We start from the raw sequence: 21,959 nt of genomic DNA on the forward strand, positions 1-21,959 counted from the left end.
GCCTGACCGCCATGAGCGACAGTGACTTCACCGACCTGCGCGGCAAGGAGCATGAACGCGCGGACATGACGGGGGCGCGGTTCACCACGGTGAGCCTCAGCGGGGCGACGTTCCGGGCCTGTGAGCTCAACCAGGTCGTGATGCGCGGCGTCGAAATGGTCGACACCACCATCGACGGCGAGATCCAGAACCTCGTCATCAACGGGGTCGACGTCGCGCCGCTGGTGGAGGCCGAGCTGGACCGCCGGCACCCCGACCGCCCCAGGTTCCGGCCGACCACCCCCGAGGGGTTCCGGGAGGCCTGGAACCTCAACGAGCGGCTGTGGGAGGCGACCGTCGCACGGGCACGCCGGCTGCCCCCGGAGACGCTGCACGCGTCGGTCGACGGCGAGTGGTCGTTCGTCCAGACCCTGCGCCACCTCGCGTTCGCGACCGAGTCCTGGGTCGGCCGCTGCATCCTGGGCGATCCGAGCCCATGGCACCCGCTGTCCCTGCCGTGGGACCAGATGGCGCCCCGGCCTGGAGTGCCGCACGACCGTGACGCGCGCCCGTCGCTCGACGAGGCGCTCGCACTGCGGCTGGCGGCGATGACGCTGATGCGGCGGGTCGTCGACGGCCTGACCGACGACCGGCTCGACAGCCGGACCGAGCCGCTCGTGGGTCCCGGCTGGCCGGACGAGGGCGAGACCTCTCCCGTCCGCGAGTGCCTGCTGGTCGTCCTCAACGAGGAGTGGTGGCACCGCATGTACGCCGAGCGCGACCTGGCCGTCCTCGAGGAACGGAACTGACGGCATGGAACTCGCCTTCACCGGCCGGGTGATCGAATGGCGCGGACCGTCGCCGTACTACTTCGTCCCCGTGCCCGACGAGGAGTCCGCCGACATCCGAGAGGTGGCCGCGATGGCCACATACGGCTGGGGCGTGATCCCGGTCGAGGCCCGGATCGGCGAGGTCGCCTTCAGGACGTCGCTCTTTCCCAAGGACGGCGGCTACCTGCTGCCGCTCAAGGACGCCGTGCGCAGGCCGCAGGGCCTCTCGGCGGGCGACGACGTGACCGTGGAGATGACCGTCCACCTCCAGCGCTGAGGGCTGTCCCGTAACCGTCAGCGTCGCTGGGTGCTTGAGCTCGTCAGCTTCACACCGGGCGCGCGGGCGACCGCTTGCCGCGGGCCGCCAGTCCGAGCCCCCTCGGCCCGAGCCCCCTCAGAGCCTGTGTCACATCCCCGGCCGGGCGCCCGCCGCCTGGCACGCACGCTCGCCGCGTTGCCGAAACGCCCGCGTGGCTCCTCCCCCACGCTCGAACAACCTCGCGCGGGGGGACCCCCATCGAGGGCGGCTCCGGCGCCTTGCGATCGCACGCACCAGACGACGTGCGCTGATCCGGCCGGGGATGTGACACAGGCTCTCAGCCCCGAGGCCCCCCGGAAGACCCCCGCACCATCAACTCCCCCCGAATCGTCGCGATCTCCCCTGGCGGCGGCTCCTCCCGCCCCATGGCGATCCGCCCGGCCCGCGCCCCCGCCTCCGCCAACGGCAGCCTCACCGTCGTGAGCGAAGGCACCGCGTCGACGCTGAACGGCAGGTCGTCGAAGCCGGCCACGGAGACGTCGTCCGGGATGCGCAGGCCGGAGTCACGGAGTGCCGCGCACGCACCCAGGGCGACGGAGTCGTTCGCGGCGACCACGGCCGTCAACGTCGGGTCGCGGCGCAGGAGTTCCAGTGTCGCCTCGTAGCCGGCCTGCCGGTCATAGCGGCCGTGGACCGTCCAGCGCGGGTCCTCCTCGATGCCGTGGTCGGCGAGCGCGGCACGGTGGCCTTCCAGCCGGTGCCGGGTCGTCGTGCGCTCCTCCGGACCCGCGATGTACCCCAGCCGTCGATGCCCGAGGCCGATGAGGTGCTCCGTCAGTTCGTGCCCGCCCCCGCGGTTGTCGAAGGTCAGCGCGATCGCGCCGGTGTCCGGGGCCGGCGGGCGCCCGCACAGCACCACCCTCGTCCCGGCGTCGTGCAGCTTCCGCAGCTTCGCCGCGACCGCCGCCGCGTGCGGGGCGTCCTCCACCGCGCCGCCGGTGAGTACGACCGCCGCCGCGCGCTGCCGCTGGAGCAGGGTCAGGTACGTCAGCTCGCGCTCCGGGGAGCCGCCGGTGTTGCAGACGACCGCGAGGCGCTCACCGCCCGCGCGCCCGCCGGGACCCCCGATCTCCGCCTGGATCGCGCTCGCCATGATCCCGAAGAAGGGGTCGGCGATGTCGTTGACCAGGATGCCGACCAGGTCGGACGTCGCCGCGGCCAGCGCGCTCGCGGGGCCGTTGAGTACGTAGTCCAGCTCGTCGACCGCCCGCAGCACCCGTTCCCGGGTGGACGCGGCCACGGGGTAGTTCCCGTTCAGTACGCGCGACACCGTCGCGGGGGAGACCTGCGCGCGGGCCGCCACGTCCGCCAGGGTCACCGTCATCTCGTCGTCCTCCGGTCGCGCATCGTGTCGTACCTCGTCGTGTACGGGTATTCACAGGCATCCGTGGCCTGCACAGACGTCTCACAGTCACGGTTCCGACCAGACCCTACGGCCCCAGCCCCCTGTTGTTCGCCCCCTCGAACAACTCGACCCCGTCACGGTCTTGTCCCGACCGCTGGTCAGAGGCTAGCTTCTCATCAGATAGAAAGCGCTTGCTGTGACGCTCATCGGCAGGCCCGACCGGGCCTAGGCGTACGCGGCGCGCACAACCGCGTACGGATCGCGCACGAACGCCGCGTACGACGCCTACGAAGGGAATGACGTGACACGCAAGACGGTGCGTATCGCCATGAACGGTGTGACCGGGCGCATGGGCTATCGCCAGCACCTGGTCCGCTCCATCCTGGCCCTCCGTGAGCAGGGCGGTCTCGACCTCGGCGACGGCACCGTGCTGTGGCCGGAGCCGATCCTGGTCGGCCGCCGTGAGCACGCGCTCAGGGCGCTCGCCGAGCAGCACGGCCTGGACGCCGAGAACATCTCGACCGATGTCGACGCTGTCCTCGCCGACCCGACCGTCGACATCTACTTCGACGCCCAGGTGACCTCGGCCCGTGAGGAGGCGATCAAGAAGGCGATCGCCGCCGGCAAGCACATCTACACCGAGAAGCCGACCGCCACGGGTCTGGACGGCGCCCTGGAGCTCGCCCGGCTCGCCAACGAGGCCGGCATCAAGCACGGCGTCGTCCAGGACAAGCTGTTCCTGCCGGGCCTGCTCAAGCTGAAGCGGCTCATCGACGGCGGCTTCTTCGGCCGCATCCTCTCCATCCGCGGCGAGTTCGGCTACTGGGTGTTCGAGGGGGACTGGCAGACCGCTCAGCGCCCGTCCTGGAACTACCGCGCCGAGGACGGCGGTGGCATCGTCGTCGACATGTTCCCGCACTGGGAGTACGTCCTGCACGAGCTGTTCGGCCGTGTGAAGTCCGTCCAGGCCCTCACCGCCACCCACATCCCGCAGCGCTGGGACGAGAACGACAAGCCCTACGACGCCACCGCCGACGACTCCGCCTACGGCATCTTCGAGCTGGAGGGCGGCGCGATCGCCCAGATCAACTCCAGCTGGGCCGTCCGCGTCAACCGCGACGAGCTCGTCGAGTTCCAGGTCGACGGGACGGAGGGCTCGGCCGTCGCCGGGCTCCGCAACTGCCGTGCGCAGCACCGCTCCGCCACGCCCAAGCCCGTCTGGAACCCGGACATCCCCGCCACCGAGGTCTTCCGCGACCAGTGGCAGGAGGTGCCGGACAACGCCGAGTTCGACAACGGCTTCAAGGCCCAGTGGGAGCTGTTCCTCCGGCACGTCTACGCCGATGCTCCCTACCACTGGGACCTCCTCGCCGGCGCCCGTGGCGTCCAGCTCGCCGAGCTGGGCCTGAAGTCCTCGGCGGAGGGCCGTCGTCTCGACGTACCGGAGATCGCGCTGTGACCATTCAACTTCCCGACTTCAAGGGCGGGTTGAGGGCGTACGAGCCCCGTCAGGAGCCCCTCGCCCTCACCACCGGCTCGCCCTTCACCTCCCGGACGGTCTTCTCGGCGGCGCATGTCGTCGCCGACCCGTTCGCCGACACCAGCCCCGACTCGTCGGCCGCCGTCGACTGGGACGCCACCCTCGCCTTCCGCCGTCACCTGTGGTCCCACGGGCTCGGTGTCGCCGAGGCGATGGACACCGCTCAGCGCGGTATGGGCCTGGACTGGGCGGGCGCGGCGGAGCTGATCCGGCGGTCCGCTGCCGAGGCCAAGGCCGTCGGTGGGCGTATCGCGTGCGGTGTCGGCACCGACCAGATCGCCGCGGGGACTTTGGAAGAGGTCCGCGCGGCCTACGAGGAGCAGCTCGCCGTCGTCGAGGAAGCGGGCGCGCAGTCCATCCTGATGGCGTCCCGGGCGCTCGCGGCCGCCGCCAAGAGCCCCGAGGACTACCTCGAGGTCTACGGCCATCTCCTCCGCCAGGCCGCCGAGCCCGTCGTCCTGCACTGGCTGGGTCCGATGTTCGACCCGGCGCTGGAGGGCTACTGGGGGTCGAGCGACCTCGACGCGGCCACCGACACCTTCCTGGAGGTCATCGCCGCCCACCCGGACAAGGTGGACGGCATCAAGGTGTCGCTGCTGGACGCCCAGCGGGAGGTCGACCTGCGCCGCCGGCTGCCCGACGGCGTTCGCTGCTACACCGGGGACGACTTCAACTACCCGGAGCTGATCGCGGGCGACGAGAAGGGCTTCAGCCACGCGCTGCTGGGCATCTTCGACCCGCTGGGGCCCCTGGCGGCCGAGGCGGTACGGGTGCTGGACACCGGGAACACGGCCGGGTTCCGCGAACTCCTCGACCCCACCGTCGAGTTGTCCCGCCACCTCTTCCAGACCCCGACCCGCTTCTACAAGACGGGCGTGGTCTTCCTGGCCTGGCTGGCCGGTCACCAGTCGCACTTCACGATGGTCGGCGGCCTGCAGTCGGCCCGTTCCCTGCCGCACTTCGTACGCGCCTACGAACTCGCCGACGGACTGGGCCTGTTCCCGGACCCGAAGCTGGCGGAGGAGCGGATGAAGAACCTGCTGAGCCTGTACGGAGTGACCCAGTGACCGGCCTCGAACGCTTCTCCATCAACCAGATGACGGTCAAGCAGCTGTCGATGCCCGAACTGGCCGACGCCTGTGGTGAGTTGGGTATCACCAACGTCGGTCTGTGGCGGGAGCCGGTCCAGTCGTACGGCCTGGAGGCGACGGCCAAGCTGGTCCGTGACGCGGGGCTGACGGTGACGACGTTGTGCCGGGGCGGCTTCTTCACCGCGATCGACCCGACGGAGCGTGCCCAGGCGCTGGACGACAACCGGCGGGCCGTCGACGAGGCCGCGACGCTCGGCACCGAGGTGCTGGTCCTGGTCTCCGGCGGGCTGCCGGCCGGCTCCAAGGACCTGTACGGCGCGCGGGAGCGGATCGCCGACGCGCTGGGCGAGTTGGGCCCGTACGCGGAGCAGCACGGCGTGAAGCTGGCCATCGAGCCGCTGCACCCGATGTTCGCCTCCGACCGCTGCGTGGTCTCCACCCTCGCCCAGGCGCTGGACCTCGCGGAACGCTTTCCGGCCCGGCAGGTGGGCGTGACCGTGGACACGTACCACATCTGGTGGGACGACACGGCTCCGGCGCAGATCGCCCGGGCGGGCGCGGGCGGCCGTATCCACACCTTCCAGCTCGCCGACTGGACGACCCCGTTGCCGGAGGGCGTGCTCACCGGCCGTGGGCAGATCGGTGACGGGGCGATCGACATGCGGGAGTGGAAGGGCTACGTCGAGGCCGCCGGGTACACCGGTGCCATCGAGGTCGAGCTGTTCAACGACGTGCTGTGGGCGCGGGACGGGCGGGAGGTGCTGGCGGAGACGGCGGCGCGGTTCGTCGAGCACGCAGGCTGAGACGTCGGGCACAAGGTCAGTAGGCCTCGGGCACGGGTGATGAGTCACCGGTGTCCGGGGCCCGCGCCGTTTTCCGGTCGGCAGCCGCGGCGTTCCGGCGGGCGCGGCCGAGCAGGCCGTTGGACGCCAGGTGCAGGACGTTCACCACGAGGATCGCGGGGGCTACGATCGCGACGGCCTGGGACAGCCGGGGTTCCAGGAGCAGTGCGAGGATGATCGCCGTGATGCCGTTCTGCTGGCTCAGGCACAGGGACGCCCGGTCGGGGCGCGAGTAGCCGAGCGACACCACGGCACCGACGAGGATCTGCGCCGTGAACGTGGCCAGACCCAGCACGGCACCGACGGCGAACTCGGCGCCCCGGGCCAGCAGCATGCCCAGCAGGAAGGTCGCCACGAACAGGGCCGTGTTGGTCGCCCGGCCCAGCCACCGGCCGAGCGCGGGCCGGAAGAACAGCGCCGCCAGGGCCAGCCCCAGCATCAGGAACTGCCAGGTGGCAACGGCCAGCAGCGCCACCAGAGCGGCGATCTGCACCGCCCTGCGGGTGCCGCTCACCGGCGGGCCGGCGGGGGCGCGGCGGCGGATCACGAGCCAGACGAGCGCCGCTGCCGTCAGGAGCAGCAGGTTGCCGAGGAGGGTCTGGGCGTAGTCGGCGGTGCCCGAGGCGACGCTGCCGGTGCCCTTGAGGACCATCGAGCCCAGGACGACGACGAGGACGGTGGTCACCGGGTCGTCGAAGGAGGCCCAGGCGGCCAGCAGCGACTTCGCGCGCCGTGACATGTCCCGGCTCTCCAGCATCGCCGACACCGACAGCGGATCGATCTGCGCCATGGCGACGGCGAGGACGAGGTACTCCGGCCGGTCCCGGTAGGCCAGGTACAGGGCTCCGGCGATGAACGCGGCCTTGACGACCACGCCGAAGGTGATGGCGACGACGATGCGGTACACGTCGCCGCGGGCGTGCGGCCGGGCGATGCCGGCGGCGCTGCCGTACAGCCCGACGGCGAGCAGCGCCGACGTCAGCCAGCCGTAGAACCCGCCTCCGGCCCGGACGTCGAGGGTCAGCCACTGCCCGGCCAGGACGCCCGTGCCCGCGACGGCGACGGGCAGCAGGAGGGGCAGGAGGAGGGCGTCCAGGACGGCCCGGGACCGCTCGGAGCGACTTGCTGGAGAACCCACGCCCACATCCCCTCGGCCGGCCGCAGCGGCGGGTGGTCAGTCGCCCGTCAGTTCGCGTCCGAGCCGCACGACGCGGTGGTCGGCCTCGGTCACCCTCGCCTGGTCGAGGGTGACGCCCACGAGGAAACGCCCGCCGGGCAGCGTGTGGAAGTACACGGCGCCCTGCTCCACGTCGAGGACCACCTGGAGGACCTCGCCGCGCAGGACCGTCCGCAGGGACATGTTCATCCGGCGGGTGATGCCGGGCAGCAGCCGGCCCATCCGGCCGTACTTGTCCCGCCGCTGGTCCGGGGAGCGGGCCATGAAGTAACGCCCGAGGACGGGGTGGTTGAAGAGGTCCGCGGTGCACAGGGAGGCCGGGTCGGTGTAGTAGGCGACGTAGTGCAGCCCGTCCACGTCGAGCGCCGCCCGCAGGATCTCCTCGGTGCCGGCCGGTATGCGGGCGGCGTCGGTCACGTCCCCGAAGACGTAGGCGCCGGACGGGTCGGCGGGCTCGGTGGTGCTCGCCCGTGGGGTGTCCGCGGGCGGCGGGAAGTCCTCGGCGGCCGGTTTCCCGGTCCAGACGTCGTCGCCGAACCAGGCGCCGTAATTGAGCGGGCTGTACCGTACATCGGTCCGCAGGCGGTTGACGCATTCCGCCATCCTGGTGTCCAGCTCATTCAGCCGGTTCAGGGCGGCGGTGGCGCCGTAGAGATGGAATCCCGGTTCGACGAGGTAATAGAGAACGGCGCCTTCGGGGACGCGTAAAACGGTGCGGATAAGTGCGCCGGTGCGCAACTCCGCGAAATCCGGCGCGAGTTCCTCGAGAATGTAGTAAAGCTGGCGCCCGGCGCGTTCATGGGCGCGCGACTGTGGTGAAAACGCCGTTTTCTCCGCGCCCGGCGGAGCGTCGGCGTCGAGGACGACCTTCGGTATGTCGCGGTCGTAGAGCACCAAATGCGCCAGGCCCTCCGAGTGGAGCAACTGGCTTAGTTTTAACCCTAGTTCGGCCATCTGTGGAGTCTCCCCGTCCGGATATCGCACGCTGCCCGTCGCGGTGGCGCCCGAGGGGTCAGACATCCTGCACCTCCAGATCAGCGCCGACCCTGTGGTACGGCTCGGCCAGCAGTGCCGCCCCGAGCCGGTGTCCTTCTGTGAAACATTCGGGGACCTTGTGCTGGAGTCTTGCCCGCAGGGCGGCGGAGTCATCCGGGCGCGAGGCCACCAGGTTCGCCAGCGCGGTCAGGGTCACCGGATGGGCGTCGCCCCACGCGAAGGGCTGGGCGCAGCTCTCGTGGATGCCGTTGTCCTCGGCCGCCCGGGTGCCGCTCTGCAGGCCCAGCGCGTCCATGCAGTTGTTCAGGTTCATGCGCGCGACGAGCGTGTAGCGGTGCTCGTACCCGAACACCGCTCCGAGCTCGGAGGCGGCCGTCCGCGCGTGGGCGAGGGCCGGGTCGTGGTCCTCGACGCCCAGCAGGTACAGCGCGAGGTTGCTGCGGCAGATGCTGGTGAAGGGGTGCTTGGGCCCGAACACCTCGACGTAGCGGTCGAAGACCTCCCGGGTGCGGACCGCCGCGTCGCCCGTCCGCCCGGCCGCGTGCAGGCCGATCGCGATGGACAGCTCGCAGGCCATGGTGCGCGGATGGCGTACGCCCCACTGGTTCTCGAAGCCCTTGTAGGCGTCCTGCAGCCGCTTCAGGCCCTGCTGTGCCTCGCCCTTGCGCACCATGGTCATGCCCAGGCTGGCCAGCGCCCGGAGGTAGTGGTAGTCGTCCGGGCCCACCAGCTCCAGCAGCCGCTGCCAGGCCCGGGTCAGATACAGCTCGGAGTCGGCCAGTTCGCCCAGTTCCCGGAAGTAGGTGCCGAGCGCGGCGTACGACATCCAGGGCCGGTGGTCGTCCTCGCCGAACAGCCGCCTGCGCGCCACGTAGGTGTTGCGGTCCTGGTCCACGGCGGCCTCGATGGTCTCCATGTAGAACCGGGACACCGCGAGGTTGCCCGAGGCCTCCAGCGTGCCGTTGTGCTCCCGGCCGATCGCGTTGACCAGCCCGGAGTAGGTCCGCTTGTCCTCGTCGTACGCCTCCTGGAAGCGGCCGGTGGCCCGCAGGTCGGCCGCGTAGCCGCGGGCCGCCAGCAGGGTGTACGTGTCCTGGCTGTCGCGCTCGCGCTGGATCCGGACGGCGTGCGAGGACAGTTCCAGGGCGGCCTTGTACCGGCCGAGCAGCCGGCAGGCGGCGGAGACCTGTGTCTCCATGCGCAGCACCATGGTGTCGTCGGGGCCGAGCGCCGGCCGCCACCGGTCGAGGACGAGCTCGCCGAGCTCCCGGGCCGCGGTCCACCGGCCGGAGAACCAGCGGTGGTAGACCTGGCTGACCAGCCAGCGGTGCACCTCCGGGTCGGCGCTGTCCAGCGCGCCGCACGCGAGGACGTGCCGGTCGAGTTCGGCGAAGTCCTCCTGGTGCCGGCTCTCGTGCCGTTCGAGGTCCATCGGCACCATGGAGGCCAGGACGCCCAGCACCTCGGCGCGGGTGCGTTCCCGCTCCTCGGGGGTCATCCAGCCGCGGACCAGGTCCTGCACGACCCGGTGCACCTTGAGCTTGCGGGTCTTGTGGTCCACCGCGGCCAGCTCCTGCTCGACGAGCCGGTTCATCACCCTGCGCAGCCGCAGGGAGTCCCGCAGGCGTTCGTCCAGCTGGGAGAGCAGCCGCAGCATCGCGGGCGACTGGATGACGTTCATGCCCACGCCGTCCGGGGACAGGAAGGCGCACAGCTCCAGCAGCCGGGCCGCGGCCACGGACTGCCGGCGCAGCTTGTCGAAGGCCAGCTGGTAGACCGCGTCGATCGACCCGTACCCGGGCAGGACCTCCTCGCGTGCGTCGGCCTCCCGGCTGTCCAGGAGCTGGATGTAGTCGTCGATCCGCTCGGGGTAGGCGCTCAGTCCGGCCACGGCCGCCCGCAGCAGCAGCGGCAGGTCGCCGACCCGGTCCGCGAGCCGGTCCAGTGCGCTGTCGTCGGCTCCGGAGATGCCCTTGCCGAGGAGGAGCAGGCTCTCCTCACGGGTGAACTGTTCCACCTGCTGGGTCTCGTACTCGGCCGGCCACTGGGAGTTGAGCGAGGTGATCAGCACATGGCCGGTGCCGCCGCCCGGCAGGAACGGCTCGACGGTCTCGTGGCCGTCCGCGCCGTCGAAGACGAGCAGCCAGCGGGGACAGTGCCGGCCCAGCCGCAGTTCCTCCCGCAGGGCGGGCAGGTCGTCTCCCGAACGGGCTCCGCCGGAGTGCGCGTTGATCGCCCGGGCGAGCTCCCTGAGCGAGGCCTGGATGCCGTCCGGGCTGGTCGCGGGGACCCACCACACCAGGTCGTACTGGGAGGCGAAGCGGTGCGCGTACTCCAGGGCGACCTGGCGTTTGCCGGCGCCCTTCATGCCGTACAGCACGCGCGGCGCGGTGTGGTCGGCCATGGAGAAGCCGAACCCCTGCTGGATCTCCCGTAGTTGGCGGGCCCGGCCGATGAAGCGGGCGTTGCGCATGGGCAGCGACCACACGTCCGGCTGGCGGCCGGGGAAGCGCGGCCCGTGCCCGGGGACGAACCGGGTGTCGGCGCTGTCGCTCAGGCTGAACCGGGACAGCAGGACCCGGTGCGCGGTGAGTTCGTCAAGGCCGGCGAGGCTTGCCGCGTCCGGCAGGTCGTAGTGCGGGGCGAGCCGGGCCGTGCTGACCCGCAGGCCCACGAACTTCTGCCGCGGTGCGGTGCCCGTGGGCGCCACCGTCAGGCGTTCGATCGCGCGTCCGGCCGGGGTGCCCGGCAGCCGCGGGGTGAGCAGCGCGACGACGTAGTCGGTGTCGGGGAGGGAGTCCTCCAGGCGTTTGTCGTCGGGCTGCGGCTGCACCACGTCGACGCCGGCCGGTGCCAGCTGGGCGGTGATCCAGTCGGCCCACATCTGGTCGTCCGGCGCGTTCAGGATCGTCATCGTGAGGCGGTCGGCGGGCCGCTCGAAGCGGAACTGCCAGTCCCGGTACTCCTCCACCAGCTGCTTCGGCACCGGTTCGAACCCGTTGACGGTGCCGTCGGTGATCCGGTGGGCGGCCTTCACATAGCCCGCGAGCACGGTGTGCGTCTGGCGGGGGTTCTCCACCATCACCGCGAGTTCCTCGCCGTAGGCGAAGTAGGCCCGGTAGGGGATCTGCACCTCGCCCCAGTACGCGTCCAGGGCGTCCTCGCCGGTGACGCCGAGGAACGGGTCGAGGGCGGCGCGGGCGTCGGCCAGGGTGCGGTCCAGGCGCAGCTTCTCGGAGATGTCGACGCGCATCGGCACGATGTGCAGATCGATGGCTCTGTGCTGGCTCGTGATCCGCTCGGCGATCTCCCGGGCGCCCTCGATCGCCTGCCGGTTCATGGCGAGGCCGATGACCACGGTGTCGGGCAGCGCGAGGGTGCAGATGCCCGCGCCCTCGGAGAACCCGGTACGGCTGTCGATGAGGATGTAGTCGTAGTCGCTGCCGTGCATCCGGTCCCGCAGCGCCGCCAGGAACTCCCGGCCGTCGTCGCTGGTCTGGAACGTGCCCCAGTCGAAGCCGTGCAGCCGACTGGCGTAGCCCCCGTCCATGCGGCCGGGACCGATGTAGTGCAGCTTGCCGCCCTGCGGGAACGGATGGTGGACGTCGACGGAGTAGCGCTCGAAGTTGGTGTGCACGTCGTGCAGCCCGCGCAGCGTCTCCTCGGAGAGCGCCTCGTCGCTGTTGGCGGCGTCCGCGAAGGCGGTGAACATGTCGAGTATCCCGGCGCCGTAGCTCAGGTCGGCGATCGGAATGTACTTGGCGTAGTAGAGGTGCAGCCCGGGAGCCTCCAGATCCCAGTCGACGACCAGGACCGATTTCCCCTGACTGGCCATGATCCAGGCGATGTTCGCCATCGCCATGGTGCGTCCCGCGCCCCCCTTGAACGAATAGAACGTGATGATCTTCGCCGGACGACTGGTACCGCTCATCCCCCGCCCCATGACTCTCTGGGTGTCCCGCTGAACAAGGGAGGCCAGGGCCCCCTGCCTCGTTTGAGCCAGCCGGCGCGCTCGCGCCGTCTGCGGATGAGCCGCTCCGCCGGGTCCTCCAGGGGCAGCTCATCCGTCGTGCCCCAGGGAGGGTCCTCCTCTCTGGCGTCCGCGAACGAGTCGGCCATCACGGCGGCCACGGTGTGTGTCAGTGACTCCGGCGACCCCACCTCGTGGTGCGAGGCGCCCAGCAGCCGGGCCGGGGTGCGCGACAGCGCCTCCCGCAGCCGGGACGCGGCCAGCCGGCTCTCCTCGTCCAGCCGGGGCAGCACCACCACGACGGCCGCGACCCGCGCCCCGCACCGCGCCAGCCGCTCCCACAGCACCGGGAAGCCGGGATCCCCCGTCATCCACGGATCGACCAGCACCAGCACGACGGCCGACGCGTCGGCCTGTGCCAGTGAGTCCGGGTCGCTGCCGTCGTGGGTGACGACGGTCAGCCGGTCGATGCCGCAGGCGTGCGCGGCCCAGCTGGCGGTGGCGGAGGCCGGCTCCTCGCTGTACGGGCGAAAGGGGCGCCACTCCTCGGGCGTCTCCCCATAGGCGTCGACGGACTCGCGCAGCCGTTCCATACGGGACCGGGTGCCGGCGACCAGGACCAGCAGGACGTGCCGCTCACCGGCCCGTGGCGCCTGATCGGCCGCGGGTGTCGGCCGGTCCGGGCGCTGCTCCTGCGCCGGGACCCGGGTGGGGCCGAAGTACGGCTCCACGGTGCGGCTCTCGGCCGCGTCCATGGCGGCCAGCGGAGTCTTCCCGGCCCGCGTCAGCCGCTCGGCGACGCGCCGCACGAGCGTCCGGTAGCGCTCCCGCAGGCCGGGGTCGCGCTGCATGCCCAGGACGCCCGGGCCCTGGTACCCCTCGCCGAAGTCGTCCAGCAGTTGGCCGGTGTTGGCCACCGCGCGGGGCAGCACCAGGGACTCGGCCCGCCACAGCACGCCGACCAGGGAGTCGGCCGGTTCGCCGGTCTGCCACAGTCTGCGGTCCATGCGCTCGCGGAAGACGGACCACTCCGTGGCGCACTGTTCGTCGTTCAGGTAGTCGGCCGAGTAGAGCACCAGCAGGGAGCGGCAGTCGAGGACAGCGGGATCCGGTCCGGGCGCGGGTTCCGCGTGCTTGAGCCGGCCCTCGGTGGTGGGGTGGCGGCCCAGCACGTTGTAGATCTCGTTCTGGACATCGAAGTGGAACCGCTGGACCGGTCCTCTGTCACCGGTCGAACTGGCGTAACTGGTGTAGAACAACGGCCCCACAGCAACCCCCCAAGGGACCAGCCTCCCGAACTCATTGGTCGGTCCGAGCGTGCGCAACGGTGCCAATTCACGTCTATCATAGGCATTTTTGCCCTGCGCGAAGCCGCTTTGAAACAACGACATCTTCTCGGGTCCCTCTGAAGTGGCGCAATATGCCGGACATTTGTGCTGATCGGGGCGCTGATTTCGGGCGTGCGTTCCACCGGTCCCCTCATGGGCCCACCCGGCTTTTGATGTGCCGGATGAGCAGAGAGAGGTCCAGACAGTACACCGACGGATTGTCGAAATGTCCCTGTCCGAAGCGGTGGGCTCGCAGGCCGCCGCCGCACACGGCGACCAGGGGGCAGCGCCGGCACTCCGCGCTCAGCGAGCCGACGCCGTGCCGGGGGGCGCCGGGCAGCGCCAGCACCGCGTCGAAGGAATGGCTGAATATGTCCGTGCCGGTGTGGGCGGCGCCGTCCGCGACCGCGTTCAGGGACTCCGTCCAGGTCACGGCGCCGTCCGCCTGGACCACCACGGCCGCGGCGGGCAGCGTGCCGAGCAGCTCGGCGCTGCCGCCCGTCCCGTACGGGCGGTACGGGCCGTACGGGCTCAGGGCGATGATCGACTCGAACAGCCGGATCCGCACCGGCCGGCCGTCCGACCACCACCGGTCGAAGACCGTGCGGAGCCACTCCCCGTACGGCGCCTCCGTGCCGCTCGCGCCGGCCGGCGGAGTGTCCCAAGTCCCGTGCGGCAGAAGGAAGTCGACGGCCGGCGGGCGGTGCGCCAGTAGGGCGTCGTAGGTCCGCTCCGGGGCGGCGGCCGGGTCGACCGTGCACAGCAGGCCGCCGAAGAGGCCGCGGTAGCGCGGTGCCGCGAGCCGGGCGAGCGCGGCGGCCACCTGTGCGTGGCTGCCGGTCCGGGCGCCACTGCCCGGCCCGGGTCGGCCCCGGTGCCGGTCGTGGGTCTCCTGGTCGCCGTCGAGGCTGACCCCGACCTGGATGCCGTGCCGCAGCAGGGCGTCCAGTACGGCGTCCGTGAGGAGGGTTCCGTTGGTCTGCAGGGCGAGGTGCACCTCGGCGCCCGCCGCGCCCGCCGCCCGGCGGACCGACGCGGCGAAACCGCTGATCACCTCCGGGCCGGCGAGAAGCGGTTCACCGCCGTGCAGGATCACCCGGATGCGGCGCAGCCGGTGCCGGCGCACATGCTCGGCGATCCGCCCGACGAGCCGGTCCCGGACCGCCGGGGGCATCGTCCGCGGGCGCGACCGCCATCCGGTGTCCCGCAATTCGTAGACGTAGCAGTAGTCACACGCGAGATTGCATCTGCTGTGCAGCTTGACGATGAATTGGTCGAATGCCGTCAGTGTGGTCGTGCCGTCGGAGGTCACGGAAATCCGAGGCTTTGGCCAATGCACCGAAGGGGGTGAGGAGTCGCCCCAAGTCGGCCCCTGTGGAGCGTGCGCGACCGCCGTCCGGCCGACCGGTGCCCGCTGGTTCCGAGACCTCTCCACTGCTGCCCCCGTTCGTCCCCCCGTTTACCGTACGCAGGGTGATTCGTGTGCGGTGAGGCATCAACTGGCCAACGTTCGGGACCCTTTCGGCGTGACTTCGGCGCCGCTGGGCAAAGGGGAGTGAAAGGGGGTGCCCATGGCGATCGACTTCGTCACGAGTTTCGCGGCCGAGGAAAACCTGATGTATGCGGCACGGTTCCATCAGGATCTGGCCACGGAAGTGGCCGGTCAGTTGCGGCGGCCCGTCCACGCGGAGAAGTGCACCGCCGAACTGACGCGCGAGGCCCGCCGGGCACTCGTCGCCGAGGCCCGCGTCCTGGTCGCCCTCTGTTCCCCGCAGTACTACGCGGACCCCGGCTGCGGCCGGGACTGGGCGCTCTTCCAGCACCGCCTGAACCAGACGGGCCTGTCCTGCCCCGCCGACGCCCCGACGCGGGTGCTCGTCCGCTGGCAGCCGGTGGAACCGCCGCCGCCCGGACTGCCCATGGCCCCCGTGATAGGCGCCGCCGTGGTCGACCAGTACGCCGAGACAGGCCTCTACGGAGTCGCCCGGGCGCCGGGTATGGGCCCCGAGTCGGAGCCGTACTGCCGGGCCGTGCGCGAGATAGCGGCCGGTGTCTGCAAGGGCCACGCGGCGGACCTGCCCCCGCTGCCCGAGGACGACCGGCCCGACCTGCCGCCGGCGTTCCCGAAGGTCGCCGTGGTGAGGGTGCCGAAGCCGAGGAAGGAGACACCGTCGGTACGGCCCCGGCCCCGGGTGTTCATCTCGTACGCCCAGGACGAGGAGAACAACCCCGGCCACGGGGCGCGGGTCGCCGCCTTCGCGAACCTCCTGCGCCGCAACGGAGTGGAACCGATCCTGGACCAGGACGCCGAGCGCCGGCCCCAGAACTGGTCGCGATGGATGCAACGCCAGTGCGAGGAGGCGGACTTCATCATCGTGATCGCCTCACCGGCGTACCGGCTCCGGGCCGAGCACCGGGAGCGGCGCAGCGCGGTGGGCAAGGGCGTGGCGTGGGAGGGCGGCTACATCTGGGACTACGCGTACGAACACCGCGAAACCTGGCACCTGCGCGTCCTGCGCGTCGTCTTCCCCGAGCACGACGTGGAGGACCTGCCCCGCTTCCCGGGCAGCGGCTCCGTGTCGTGGTACCCGATCGACCCCGAGACCGGGAAGGGCAGGCTGGACCTCCTCCTGGGCTACCTCAAGGGCGACGAAGAGTGACGGCCGGCGCGGGCGGAAAAAAATCTTGGGATGCCGTACAACCCTCCCCGTACCTCGCGGGTCGTACTTGGCATCGGGACTTCTGGGGGAGGGATCTGGGGGGATCGCGGGGGTTCTGATATGGGGAGGGAAACCCGAGGGGGCCCGGTCGATCGACCGGGCCCCCTCGAAACATGCCGGGTGCCTGGAAGAAGACCCCGCAGCTCAGCAACACATTCGCGTACGGCCGCGCCTCGCCCGTCCGTACGACCAGCCGCGCCCCCGCCGACAGCTCCTTGAGCTTCTCGTGCGACACCAGTGTCAGGCCGTCGGGGAAGCGCCCGTCCAGCAGCACGGAAGCCGCCGGGTTCGCGTCCCGTACCTCCGTCGCCGCGGTCGCGCCCGCCACCACCAGCTCGGCCAGCAGCCCGTCCAGCACCTCGGCGAAGGACGGCACCCCGGCACGGAAGGCGAGGTCCACGACCCGGGGACCGTCCGGTATCGGCATGCCCGCGTCACAGACCAGCACCCCGTCGCCGTGGCCCAGCTCGGCGAGGGCGCCGGAGAGATGACGGTTGAGGATTCCGGCCTTCTTCACAGGGCCGCCACCTCGTCCGCCGTCGGGAAGGACACCTGCGCGCCCTCCTTCGTGACGGCGGCCGCGCCGACCCGGGCCGCATGGGCCGCCGCCTCCGCCAGACCGGCGCCCGTCCCGAGCTGCCAGGCCAGCGCCGCCGTGAACGCGTCACCGGCGCCGGTCGTGTCCACCGCCGTCACCTTCACGGACGGGACCCGCGCGACACCCTCCGAGGACGCCACCAGCGCACCCTCCGCGCCCAGCGTGACGACCACCGACTGCGGGCCCTTCGCCAGCAGGAGCCGCGCCCAGTCCGCCGGTTCCTCGCTCACGCACGCGTCGCCGAGGATCACCTTCGCCTCGTGCTCGTTCACGATCAGCGGGTCGCAGGCCGCCAGCACCTCGGCGGGCAGCGGACGCGGCGGCGACGGGTTCAGGACGAAGCGGCTGCCGTCCGCGAGACCGCGTACGACCTCCACGACCGTCTCCAGCGGGATCTCCAGCTGGGCGGAGACCACCCGCGAGGCCTGGAAGAGGCTCGCGGCTGCCCGGACGTCCTCCGGGGTCAGCCGGCCGTTCGCGCCCGGCGACACCACGATGCTGTTGTCCCCGGACGGGTCCACCGTGATCAGTGCGACCCCGGTCGGCGCACCGCCGACCAGCACGCCCACCGTGTCGACACCGGCCGCCCGCTGCGAGTCCAGCAGCAGCCGGCCGTGCGCGTCGTCGCCGACCCGGGCCAGCAGGGCCGTACGGGCGCCGAGCCGGGCGGCGGCGACCGCCTGGTTCGCGCCCTTGCCGCCCGGGTGGACGGCCAGGTCGGAGCCGAGCACCGTCTCCCCGGCCCCCGGCCGGCGCTCGACGCCGATCACCAGGTCGGCGTTGGCCGACCCTACGACCAGGAGGTCGTAGTCGTACATGGAGTTGCTCCCCTGGTCAGCGACCCGTAGGCCGTGCGGCGGGCGGCCGTCGTGACCGCCCGCCCGTTCCCCGATGTCAGCCGCCCGTCACGTCCGCACACTACCGAGTGCTTGACGAACTCGGCGCGAACGGCGACCTGGACTGGTCGCGGCATCCGAACGGTCTCCTTCCTGGGCCTTCGCAACCATCGATGGAATTCAAGGCTGATCCTTGGCTCGCTCCGTCCACGGACCGCGCCGGTCGTCGCCGCGGCTGTCGGCGCCGGGCGGTAACGTCGGATCATGGCCCAACCAACGGGGAGCGCAGACCGGCACCTTGCCGTGCTCGAAGGCGTCCTGGAGCGGATCACCTACGCCAACGAGGAGAACGGCTACACGGTCGCCCGCGTCGACACCGGCAGAGGCGCCGGCGACCTGCTCACGGTCGTGGGCGCGCTGCTCGGCGCCCAGGTCGGCGAGTCCCTGCGCATGGAGGGCCGCTGGGGCTCGCACCCGCAGTACGGCAAGCAGTTCACGGTCGAGAACTACACGACGCTCCTGCCGGCCACCGTCCAGGGCATCCGCCGCTATCTCGGCTCCGGCCTGGTCAAGGGCATCGGCCCGGTCTTCGCCGACCGCATCACCCAGCACTTCGGCCTGGACACCCTGAAGATCATCGAGGAGGAGCCCAAGCGGCTCATCGAGGTCCCCGGCCTCGGCCCCAAGCGGACCAGGAAGATCGCCGACGCCTGGGAGGAGCAGAAGGCGATCAAGGAGGTCATGCTCTTCCTCCAGACCGTCGAGGTGTCCACGTCGATCGCGGTCCGCATCTACAAGAAGTACGGCGACGCCTCCATCTCCGTCGTGAAGAACCAGCCCTACCGGCTGGCGTCCGACGTCTGGGGCATCGGCTTCCTCACCGCCGACAAGATCGCCCAGTCCGTCGGCATCCCGCACGACAGCCCGGAGCGCGTCAAGGCGGGCCTGCAGTACGCCCTGTCGCAGTCCACCGACCAGGGCCACTGCTATCTGCCCGAGGAACGGCTGATCGCCGACGCGGTCAAGCTGCTCCAGGTCGACACCGGCCTGGTCATCGAGTGCCTGGCCGAGCTGGCCCAGCCGTACGACACCGACTCCGGCGAACCCGGTGTCGTACGGGAGAAGGTGCCCGGTGAGCACGGCGAGCCGGTCACCGCGATCTACCTCGTCCCCTTCCACCGCGCCGAACTCTCCCTCTCCGCCCAGCTGTTGCGCCTCCTGCGCACCGACGAGGACCGGATGCCCGGTTTCCGCGACGTGGCCTGGGACAAGGCGCTGGGCTGGCTGAAGGGCCGTACGGGCGTGGACCTGGCCCCCGAGCAGGAGGCCGCCGTCCGGCTGGCGCTCACCGAGAAGGTCGCCGTCCTCACCGGCGGCCCCGGCTGCGGCAAGTCCTTCACGGTCCGCTCGGTCGTGGAGCTGGCCCGCGCCAAGAAGGCCAAGGTCGTGCTCGCCGCCCCCACCGGCCGCGCCGCCAAGCGCCTCGCCGAGCTCACCGGCGCCGACGCCTCCACCGTCCACCGCCTCCTGGAGCTGAAGCCCGGCGGCGACGCGGCGTACGACAGGGACCGCCCGCTGGACGCCGACCTGGTGGTGGTCGACGAGGCGTCGATGCTGGACCTGCTGCTCGCCAACAAGCTGGTCAAGGCCGTACCGCCGGGCGCCCATCTGCTGTTCGTCGGGGACGTCGACCAGCTGCCCAGCGTCGGCGCCGGGGAGGTGCTGCGCGACCTGCTGGCCGACGGCGGTCCGGTCCCGGCGGTGCGGCTCACGCGCGTGTTCCGCCAGGCCCAGCAGTCGGGGGTGGTCACCAACGCGCACCGGATCAACTCCGGGCAGCATCCGGTCACCGACGGCATGAAGGACTTCTTCCTCTTCGTCGAGGACGACACGGAGGAGGTCGGCCGGCTCACCGTCGACGTGGCGGCCCGCCGGATTCCGGCCAGGTTCGGGCTCGACCCGCGCCGGGACGTCCAGGTCCTGGCCCCCATGCACCGCGGCCCCGCCGGCGCCGGCACCCTCAACGGCCTGCTCCAGCAGGCCATCACGCCCGGCCGCCCCGACCTCGCCGAGAAGCGGTTCGGCGGCCGGGTCTTCCGCGTCGGCGACAAGGTCACCCAGATCCGCAACAATTACGAGAAGGGCAAGAACGGAGTCTTCAACGGCACCGTGGGCGTGGTCACCTCGCTCGACCCGGTCGACCAGCGCCTCACGGTGCTGACGGACGAGGACGAGGAGGTGCCGTACGAATTCGACGAACTGGACGAACTGGCCCACGCCTACGCGGTGACGATCCACCGTTCACAGGGAAGTGAATATCCCGCCGTGGTGATCCCGGTCACCACGAGCGCCTGGATGATGCTGCAGCGGAACCTGCTGTACACGGCGGTCACCCGGGCCAAGAGGCTGGTCGTCCTCGTCGGTTCACGCAAGGCGATCGGCCAGGCGGTGCGCACGGTGTCCGCCGGACGCCGGTGCACGGCCCTGGACTTCCGGCTCTCCGGCTCCTGACCTCGAAGATCGTGAGGCGGCACAAAAATGATCGATCAAACGAGTCGGAAAGGTCACAGAGCTCTTCCCGAGGGGGAACAGAAGGGGCAGGATGAGCTGGTTGGCGGCACTGAGTGCCGCCAATGGCCCCAATGGCCGACCCCGAGTGCACTCTTCTGCGCCAAATGGGGGATGGTTAGAGACAGTCAGGGCAACCTCGAAGATGAGGCACAACGTCGGTGAGGGAAGACGTGAGCGACAACTCTGTAGTACTGCGGTACGGCGACGGCGAGTACACCTACCCGGTGATTGACAGCACCGTCGGCGACAAGGGCTTCGACATCGGCAAGCTCCGCGCCCAGAGCGGTCTGGTGACGCTGGACAGCGGTTACGGGAACACCGCCGCCTATAAATCCGCCGTCACGTACCTCGACGGCGAGCAGGGCATCCTCCGGTATCGCGGCTACCCGATCGAGCAGCTGGCCGAGCGCTCCACCTTTCTGGAGGTCGCTTACCTGCTGATCAACGGCGAGCTTCCGACCGTCGACGAGCTCTCCTCCTTCAGGAACGACATCACGCAGCACACCCTGCTGCACGAGGACGTCAAGAACTTCTACAAGGGCTTCCCGCGCGACGCCCACCCGATGGCCATGCTGTCGTCGGTCGTCTCCGCGCTGTCCACGTTCTACCAGGACAGCCACAACCCGTTCGACGAGCGCCAGCGCAACCTCTCCACGATCCGGCTGCTCGCCAAGCTGCCGACGATCGCGGCGTACGCGTACAAGAAGTCGATCGGCCACCCGTTCGTCTACCCGCGCAACGACCTCGGTTACGTCGAGAACTTCCTCCGCATGACCTTCTCGGTCCCCGCGCAGGAGTACGACCTCGACCCGACCGTCGTCGCCGCGCTCGACAAGCTGCTCATCCTGCACGCGGACCACGAGCAGAACTGTTCGACCTCCACCGTGCGTCTGGTCGGCTCCTCGCAGGCGAACATGTTCGCCTCGATCTCCGCCGGCATCAACGCCCTTTGGGGCCCGCTGCACGGCGGCGCCAACCAGTCGGTGCTGGAGATGCTCGAGGGCATCCGGGACGCCGGCGGCGACGTCGACTCCTTCATCCGCAAGGTGAAGAACAAGGAGGACGGCGTCCGGCTGATGGGCTTCGGCCACCGGGTCTACAAGAACTTCGACCCGCGCGCCAAGATCATCAAGGCGGCGGCGCACGACGTCCTCTCGGCTCTCGGCAAGTCCGACGAGCTGCTGGACATCGCGCTGAAGCTGGAGGAGCACGCGCTCTCCGACGACTACTTCGTCTCGCGCAGCCTCTACCCGAACGTCGACTTCTACACCGGCCTGATCTACCGGGCCATGGGCTTCCCGACCGAGATGTTCACGGTCCTGTTCGCCCTCGGCCGCCTCCCGGGCTGGATCGCCCAGTGGCACGAGATGATCAAGGAGCCCGGCTCCCGCATCGGCCGCCCGCGCCAGATCTACACGGGCATCGAGCTGCGCGACTTCGTTCCGGTCGAGGAGCGTTGATCGCCGCAGGCGCTTAGGGCCTGTCCGGCGTACAGCTGCAAAAGCGGAAGGCGCCCTGGCGTTCGGTCCCCCCACGGGCCGACGTCCAGGGCGCCTTCCCATGTCCCGGTGCGGATTCCCCCCACGGGATCCGGCCGGGCGTCTGTGAGAACCAGCGCCTGAATCGCTGTCTTGCGGTACTGCTCGGTACTGCTCGGTACTGCCGTTGAGCAGAACGAGCAAAACTGCTCGTACTACTCCTGTGTGCGATCTGCCGGGACATCGCACGGACGGGAGGGCCGCTCAAAGCTTCCCGAAGTGCGTGCCCCGGCAACGCATCTCTGAGGAAGTCCCCCAAGACATCCTCAGATGCCAGTA

15 protein-coding genes and 1 pseudogene are annotated in these 21,959 nt (G+C 70.7%); 8 read left to right on the forward strand and 8 right to left on the reverse strand.

Annotated elements, in window-relative coordinates:
- Positions 1-11 precede the first annotated feature (11 nt).
- Both AQJ91_RS15690 and AQJ91_RS15695 read left to right on the forward strand, forming a co-directional pair.
- The gene (locus AQJ91_RS15690) at positions 12-788 is read left to right on the forward strand and encodes a DinB family protein (RefSeq protein ID WP_067021404.1); all 777 of its coding nucleotides are present in this window, start codon (positions 12-14) and stop codon (positions 786-788) included.
- A gap of 4 nt (positions 789-792) precedes the next feature.
- Entirely contained in the window at positions 793-1,086 is a 294-nt protein-coding gene (locus AQJ91_RS15695; protein WP_067021406.1) for a DUF1905 domain-containing protein, read from the forward strand.
- Between the two features lie 319 nt (positions 1,087-1,405).
- Here AQJ91_RS15695 and AQJ91_RS15700 read toward each other — a convergent pair whose 3' ends face one another.
- Positions 1,406-2,452, reverse strand: coding sequence for a LacI family DNA-binding transcriptional regulator (locus tag AQJ91_RS15700; protein ID WP_067021408.1), 1,047 nt, complete (start codon positions 2,450-2,452; stop codon positions 1,406-1,408).
- A 322-nt stretch (positions 2,453-2,774) separates the two neighbouring features.
- Here AQJ91_RS15700 and AQJ91_RS15705 point away from each other — a divergent pair, with 322 nt between their 5' ends.
- Genes AQJ91_RS15705 through AQJ91_RS15715 form a run of 3 tightly spaced genes read left to right on the forward strand, consistent with a single transcriptional unit; the run spans position 2,775 to position 5,907 of the window.
- Positions 2,775-3,932, forward strand: coding sequence for a Gfo/Idh/MocA family protein (locus tag AQJ91_RS15705; RefSeq protein WP_067021410.1), 1,158 nt, complete (start codon positions 2,775-2,777; stop codon positions 3,930-3,932).
- The gene (locus AQJ91_RS15710; RefSeq protein ID WP_067021412.1) at positions 3,929-5,080 is read left to right on the forward strand and encodes a dihydrodipicolinate synthase family protein; all 1,152 of its coding nucleotides are present in this window, start codon (positions 3,929-3,931) and stop codon (positions 5,078-5,080) included. The genes AQJ91_RS15705 and AQJ91_RS15710 overlap by 4 nt, the downstream gene beginning before the upstream one ends.
- Entirely contained in the window at positions 5,077-5,907 is an 831-nt protein-coding gene (locus tag AQJ91_RS15715; protein WP_234382303.1) for a sugar phosphate isomerase/epimerase family protein, read from the forward strand. The genes AQJ91_RS15710 and AQJ91_RS15715 overlap by 4 nt, the downstream gene beginning before the upstream one ends.
- Before the next feature lie 16 nt (positions 5,908-5,923).
- Here AQJ91_RS15715 and AQJ91_RS15720 read toward each other — a convergent pair whose 3' ends face one another.
- From AQJ91_RS15720 to AQJ91_RS15740, 5 genes are all read right to left on the reverse strand, one after another.
- Positions 5,924-7,084 (reverse strand): hypothetical protein, encoded by a 1,161-nt coding sequence (locus AQJ91_RS15720; RefSeq protein ID WP_067021414.1) that lies wholly within the window; start codon positions 7,082-7,084, stop codon positions 5,924-5,926.
- A 36-nt stretch (positions 7,085-7,120) separates the two neighbouring features.
- On the reverse strand, positions 7,121-8,143 hold the full coding sequence (locus AQJ91_RS15725; protein WP_159054568.1) for a hypothetical protein: 1,023 nt from the start codon (positions 8,141-8,143) through the stop codon (positions 7,121-7,123).
- Positions 8,136-12,050, reverse strand: a complete 3,915-nt coding sequence (gene fxsT / locus AQJ91_RS15730) for an FxSxx-COOH system tetratricopeptide repeat protein (protein ID WP_159054569.1) — start codon at positions 12,048-12,050, stop codon at positions 8,136-8,138. The genes AQJ91_RS15725 and fxsT overlap by 8 nt, the downstream gene beginning before the upstream one ends.
- A complete protein-coding gene (gene fsxC, locus AQJ91_RS15735; protein ID WP_159054570.1) occupies positions 12,047-13,348 on the reverse strand; it encodes an FxsC protein in 1,302 nt (433 codons plus the stop codon). The genes fxsT and fsxC overlap by 4 nt, the downstream gene beginning before the upstream one ends.
- A gap of 220 nt (positions 13,349-13,568) precedes the next feature.
- Positions 13,569-14,729 (reverse strand): FxsB family cyclophane-forming radical SAM/SPASM peptide maturase, encoded by a 1,161-nt coding sequence (locus AQJ91_RS15740; protein WP_234382310.1) that lies wholly within the window; start codon positions 14,727-14,729, stop codon positions 13,569-13,571.
- A 259-nt stretch (positions 14,730-14,988) separates the two neighbouring features.
- Here AQJ91_RS15740 and AQJ91_RS15745 point away from each other — a divergent pair, with 259 nt between their 5' ends.
- Positions 14,989-16,077, forward strand: coding sequence for a TIR domain-containing protein (locus AQJ91_RS15745; protein WP_067021424.1), 1,089 nt, complete (start codon positions 14,989-14,991; stop codon positions 16,075-16,077).
- A gap of 187 nt (positions 16,078-16,264) precedes the next feature.
- On the opposite strand, the pseudogene rbsD reads toward AQJ91_RS15745, so the two are convergent.
- Positions 16,265-16,654 (reverse strand): annotated as a pseudogene (rbsD, locus tag AQJ91_RS15750) (D-ribose pyranase); the annotation flags it as partial.
- Positions 16,651-17,553, reverse strand: coding sequence for a ribokinase (locus tag AQJ91_RS15755; protein ID WP_067021426.1), 903 nt, complete (start codon positions 17,551-17,553; stop codon positions 16,651-16,653). The pseudogene rbsD and the gene AQJ91_RS15755, both read right to left, overlap by 4 nt.
- Positions 17,554-17,835: 282 nt before the next feature.
- Between AQJ91_RS15755 and recD2 the strand changes: the two genes are divergently transcribed.
- Both recD2 and AQJ91_RS15765 read left to right on the forward strand, forming a co-directional pair.
- Positions 17,836-20,082: an SF1B family DNA helicase RecD2 gene (recD2, locus tag AQJ91_RS15760; RefSeq protein ID WP_067021429.1), complete on the forward strand. Its 2,247-nt coding sequence runs from the start codon at positions 17,836-17,838 to the stop codon at positions 20,080-20,082.
- A gap of 230 nt (positions 20,083-20,312) precedes the next feature.
- Positions 20,313-21,602 (forward strand): citrate synthase, encoded by a 1,290-nt coding sequence (locus AQJ91_RS15765; protein ID WP_067021430.1) that lies wholly within the window; start codon positions 20,313-20,315, stop codon positions 21,600-21,602.
- Positions 21,603-21,959: the final 357 nt, after the last annotated feature.

It is taken from the genome of Streptomyces dysideae (assembly GCF_001514305.1).
Taxonomy (GTDB): Bacteria; Actinomycetota; Actinomycetes; order Streptomycetales; family Streptomycetaceae; genus Streptomyces; species Streptomyces dysideae.

Bases quoted from the DNA above. Each gene is read 5' to 3' on its own strand.
- AQJ91_RS15690 (WP_067021404.1), top strand. From the start codon at position 12: ATGAGCGACAGTGACTTCACCGACCTGCGCGGCAAGGAGCATGAACGC.
- AQJ91_RS15695 (WP_067021406.1), top strand. From the start codon at position 793: ATGGAACTCGCCTTCACCGGCCGGGTGATCGAATGGCGCGGACCGTCG.
- AQJ91_RS15700 (WP_067021408.1), bottom strand. From the start codon at position 2,452: ATGACGGTGACCCTGGCGGACGTGGCGGCCCGCGCGCAGGTCTCCCCC.
- AQJ91_RS15725 (WP_159054568.1), bottom strand. From the start codon at position 8,143: ATGTCTGACCCCTCGGGCGCCACCGCGACGGGCAGCGTGCGATATCCG.
- fxsT (WP_159054569.1), bottom strand. From the start codon at position 12,050: ATGAGCGGTACCAGTCGTCCGGCGAAGATCATCACGTTCTATTCGTTC.
- AQJ91_RS15745 (WP_067021424.1), top strand. From the start codon at position 14,989: ATGGCGATCGACTTCGTCACGAGTTTCGCGGCCGAGGAAAACCTGATG.
- AQJ91_RS15755 (WP_067021426.1), bottom strand. From the start codon at position 17,553: ATGTACGACTACGACCTCCTGGTCGTAGGGTCGGCCAACGCCGACCTG.
- recD2 (WP_067021429.1), top strand. From the start codon at position 17,836: ATGGCCCAACCAACGGGGAGCGCAGACCGGCACCTTGCCGTGCTCGAA.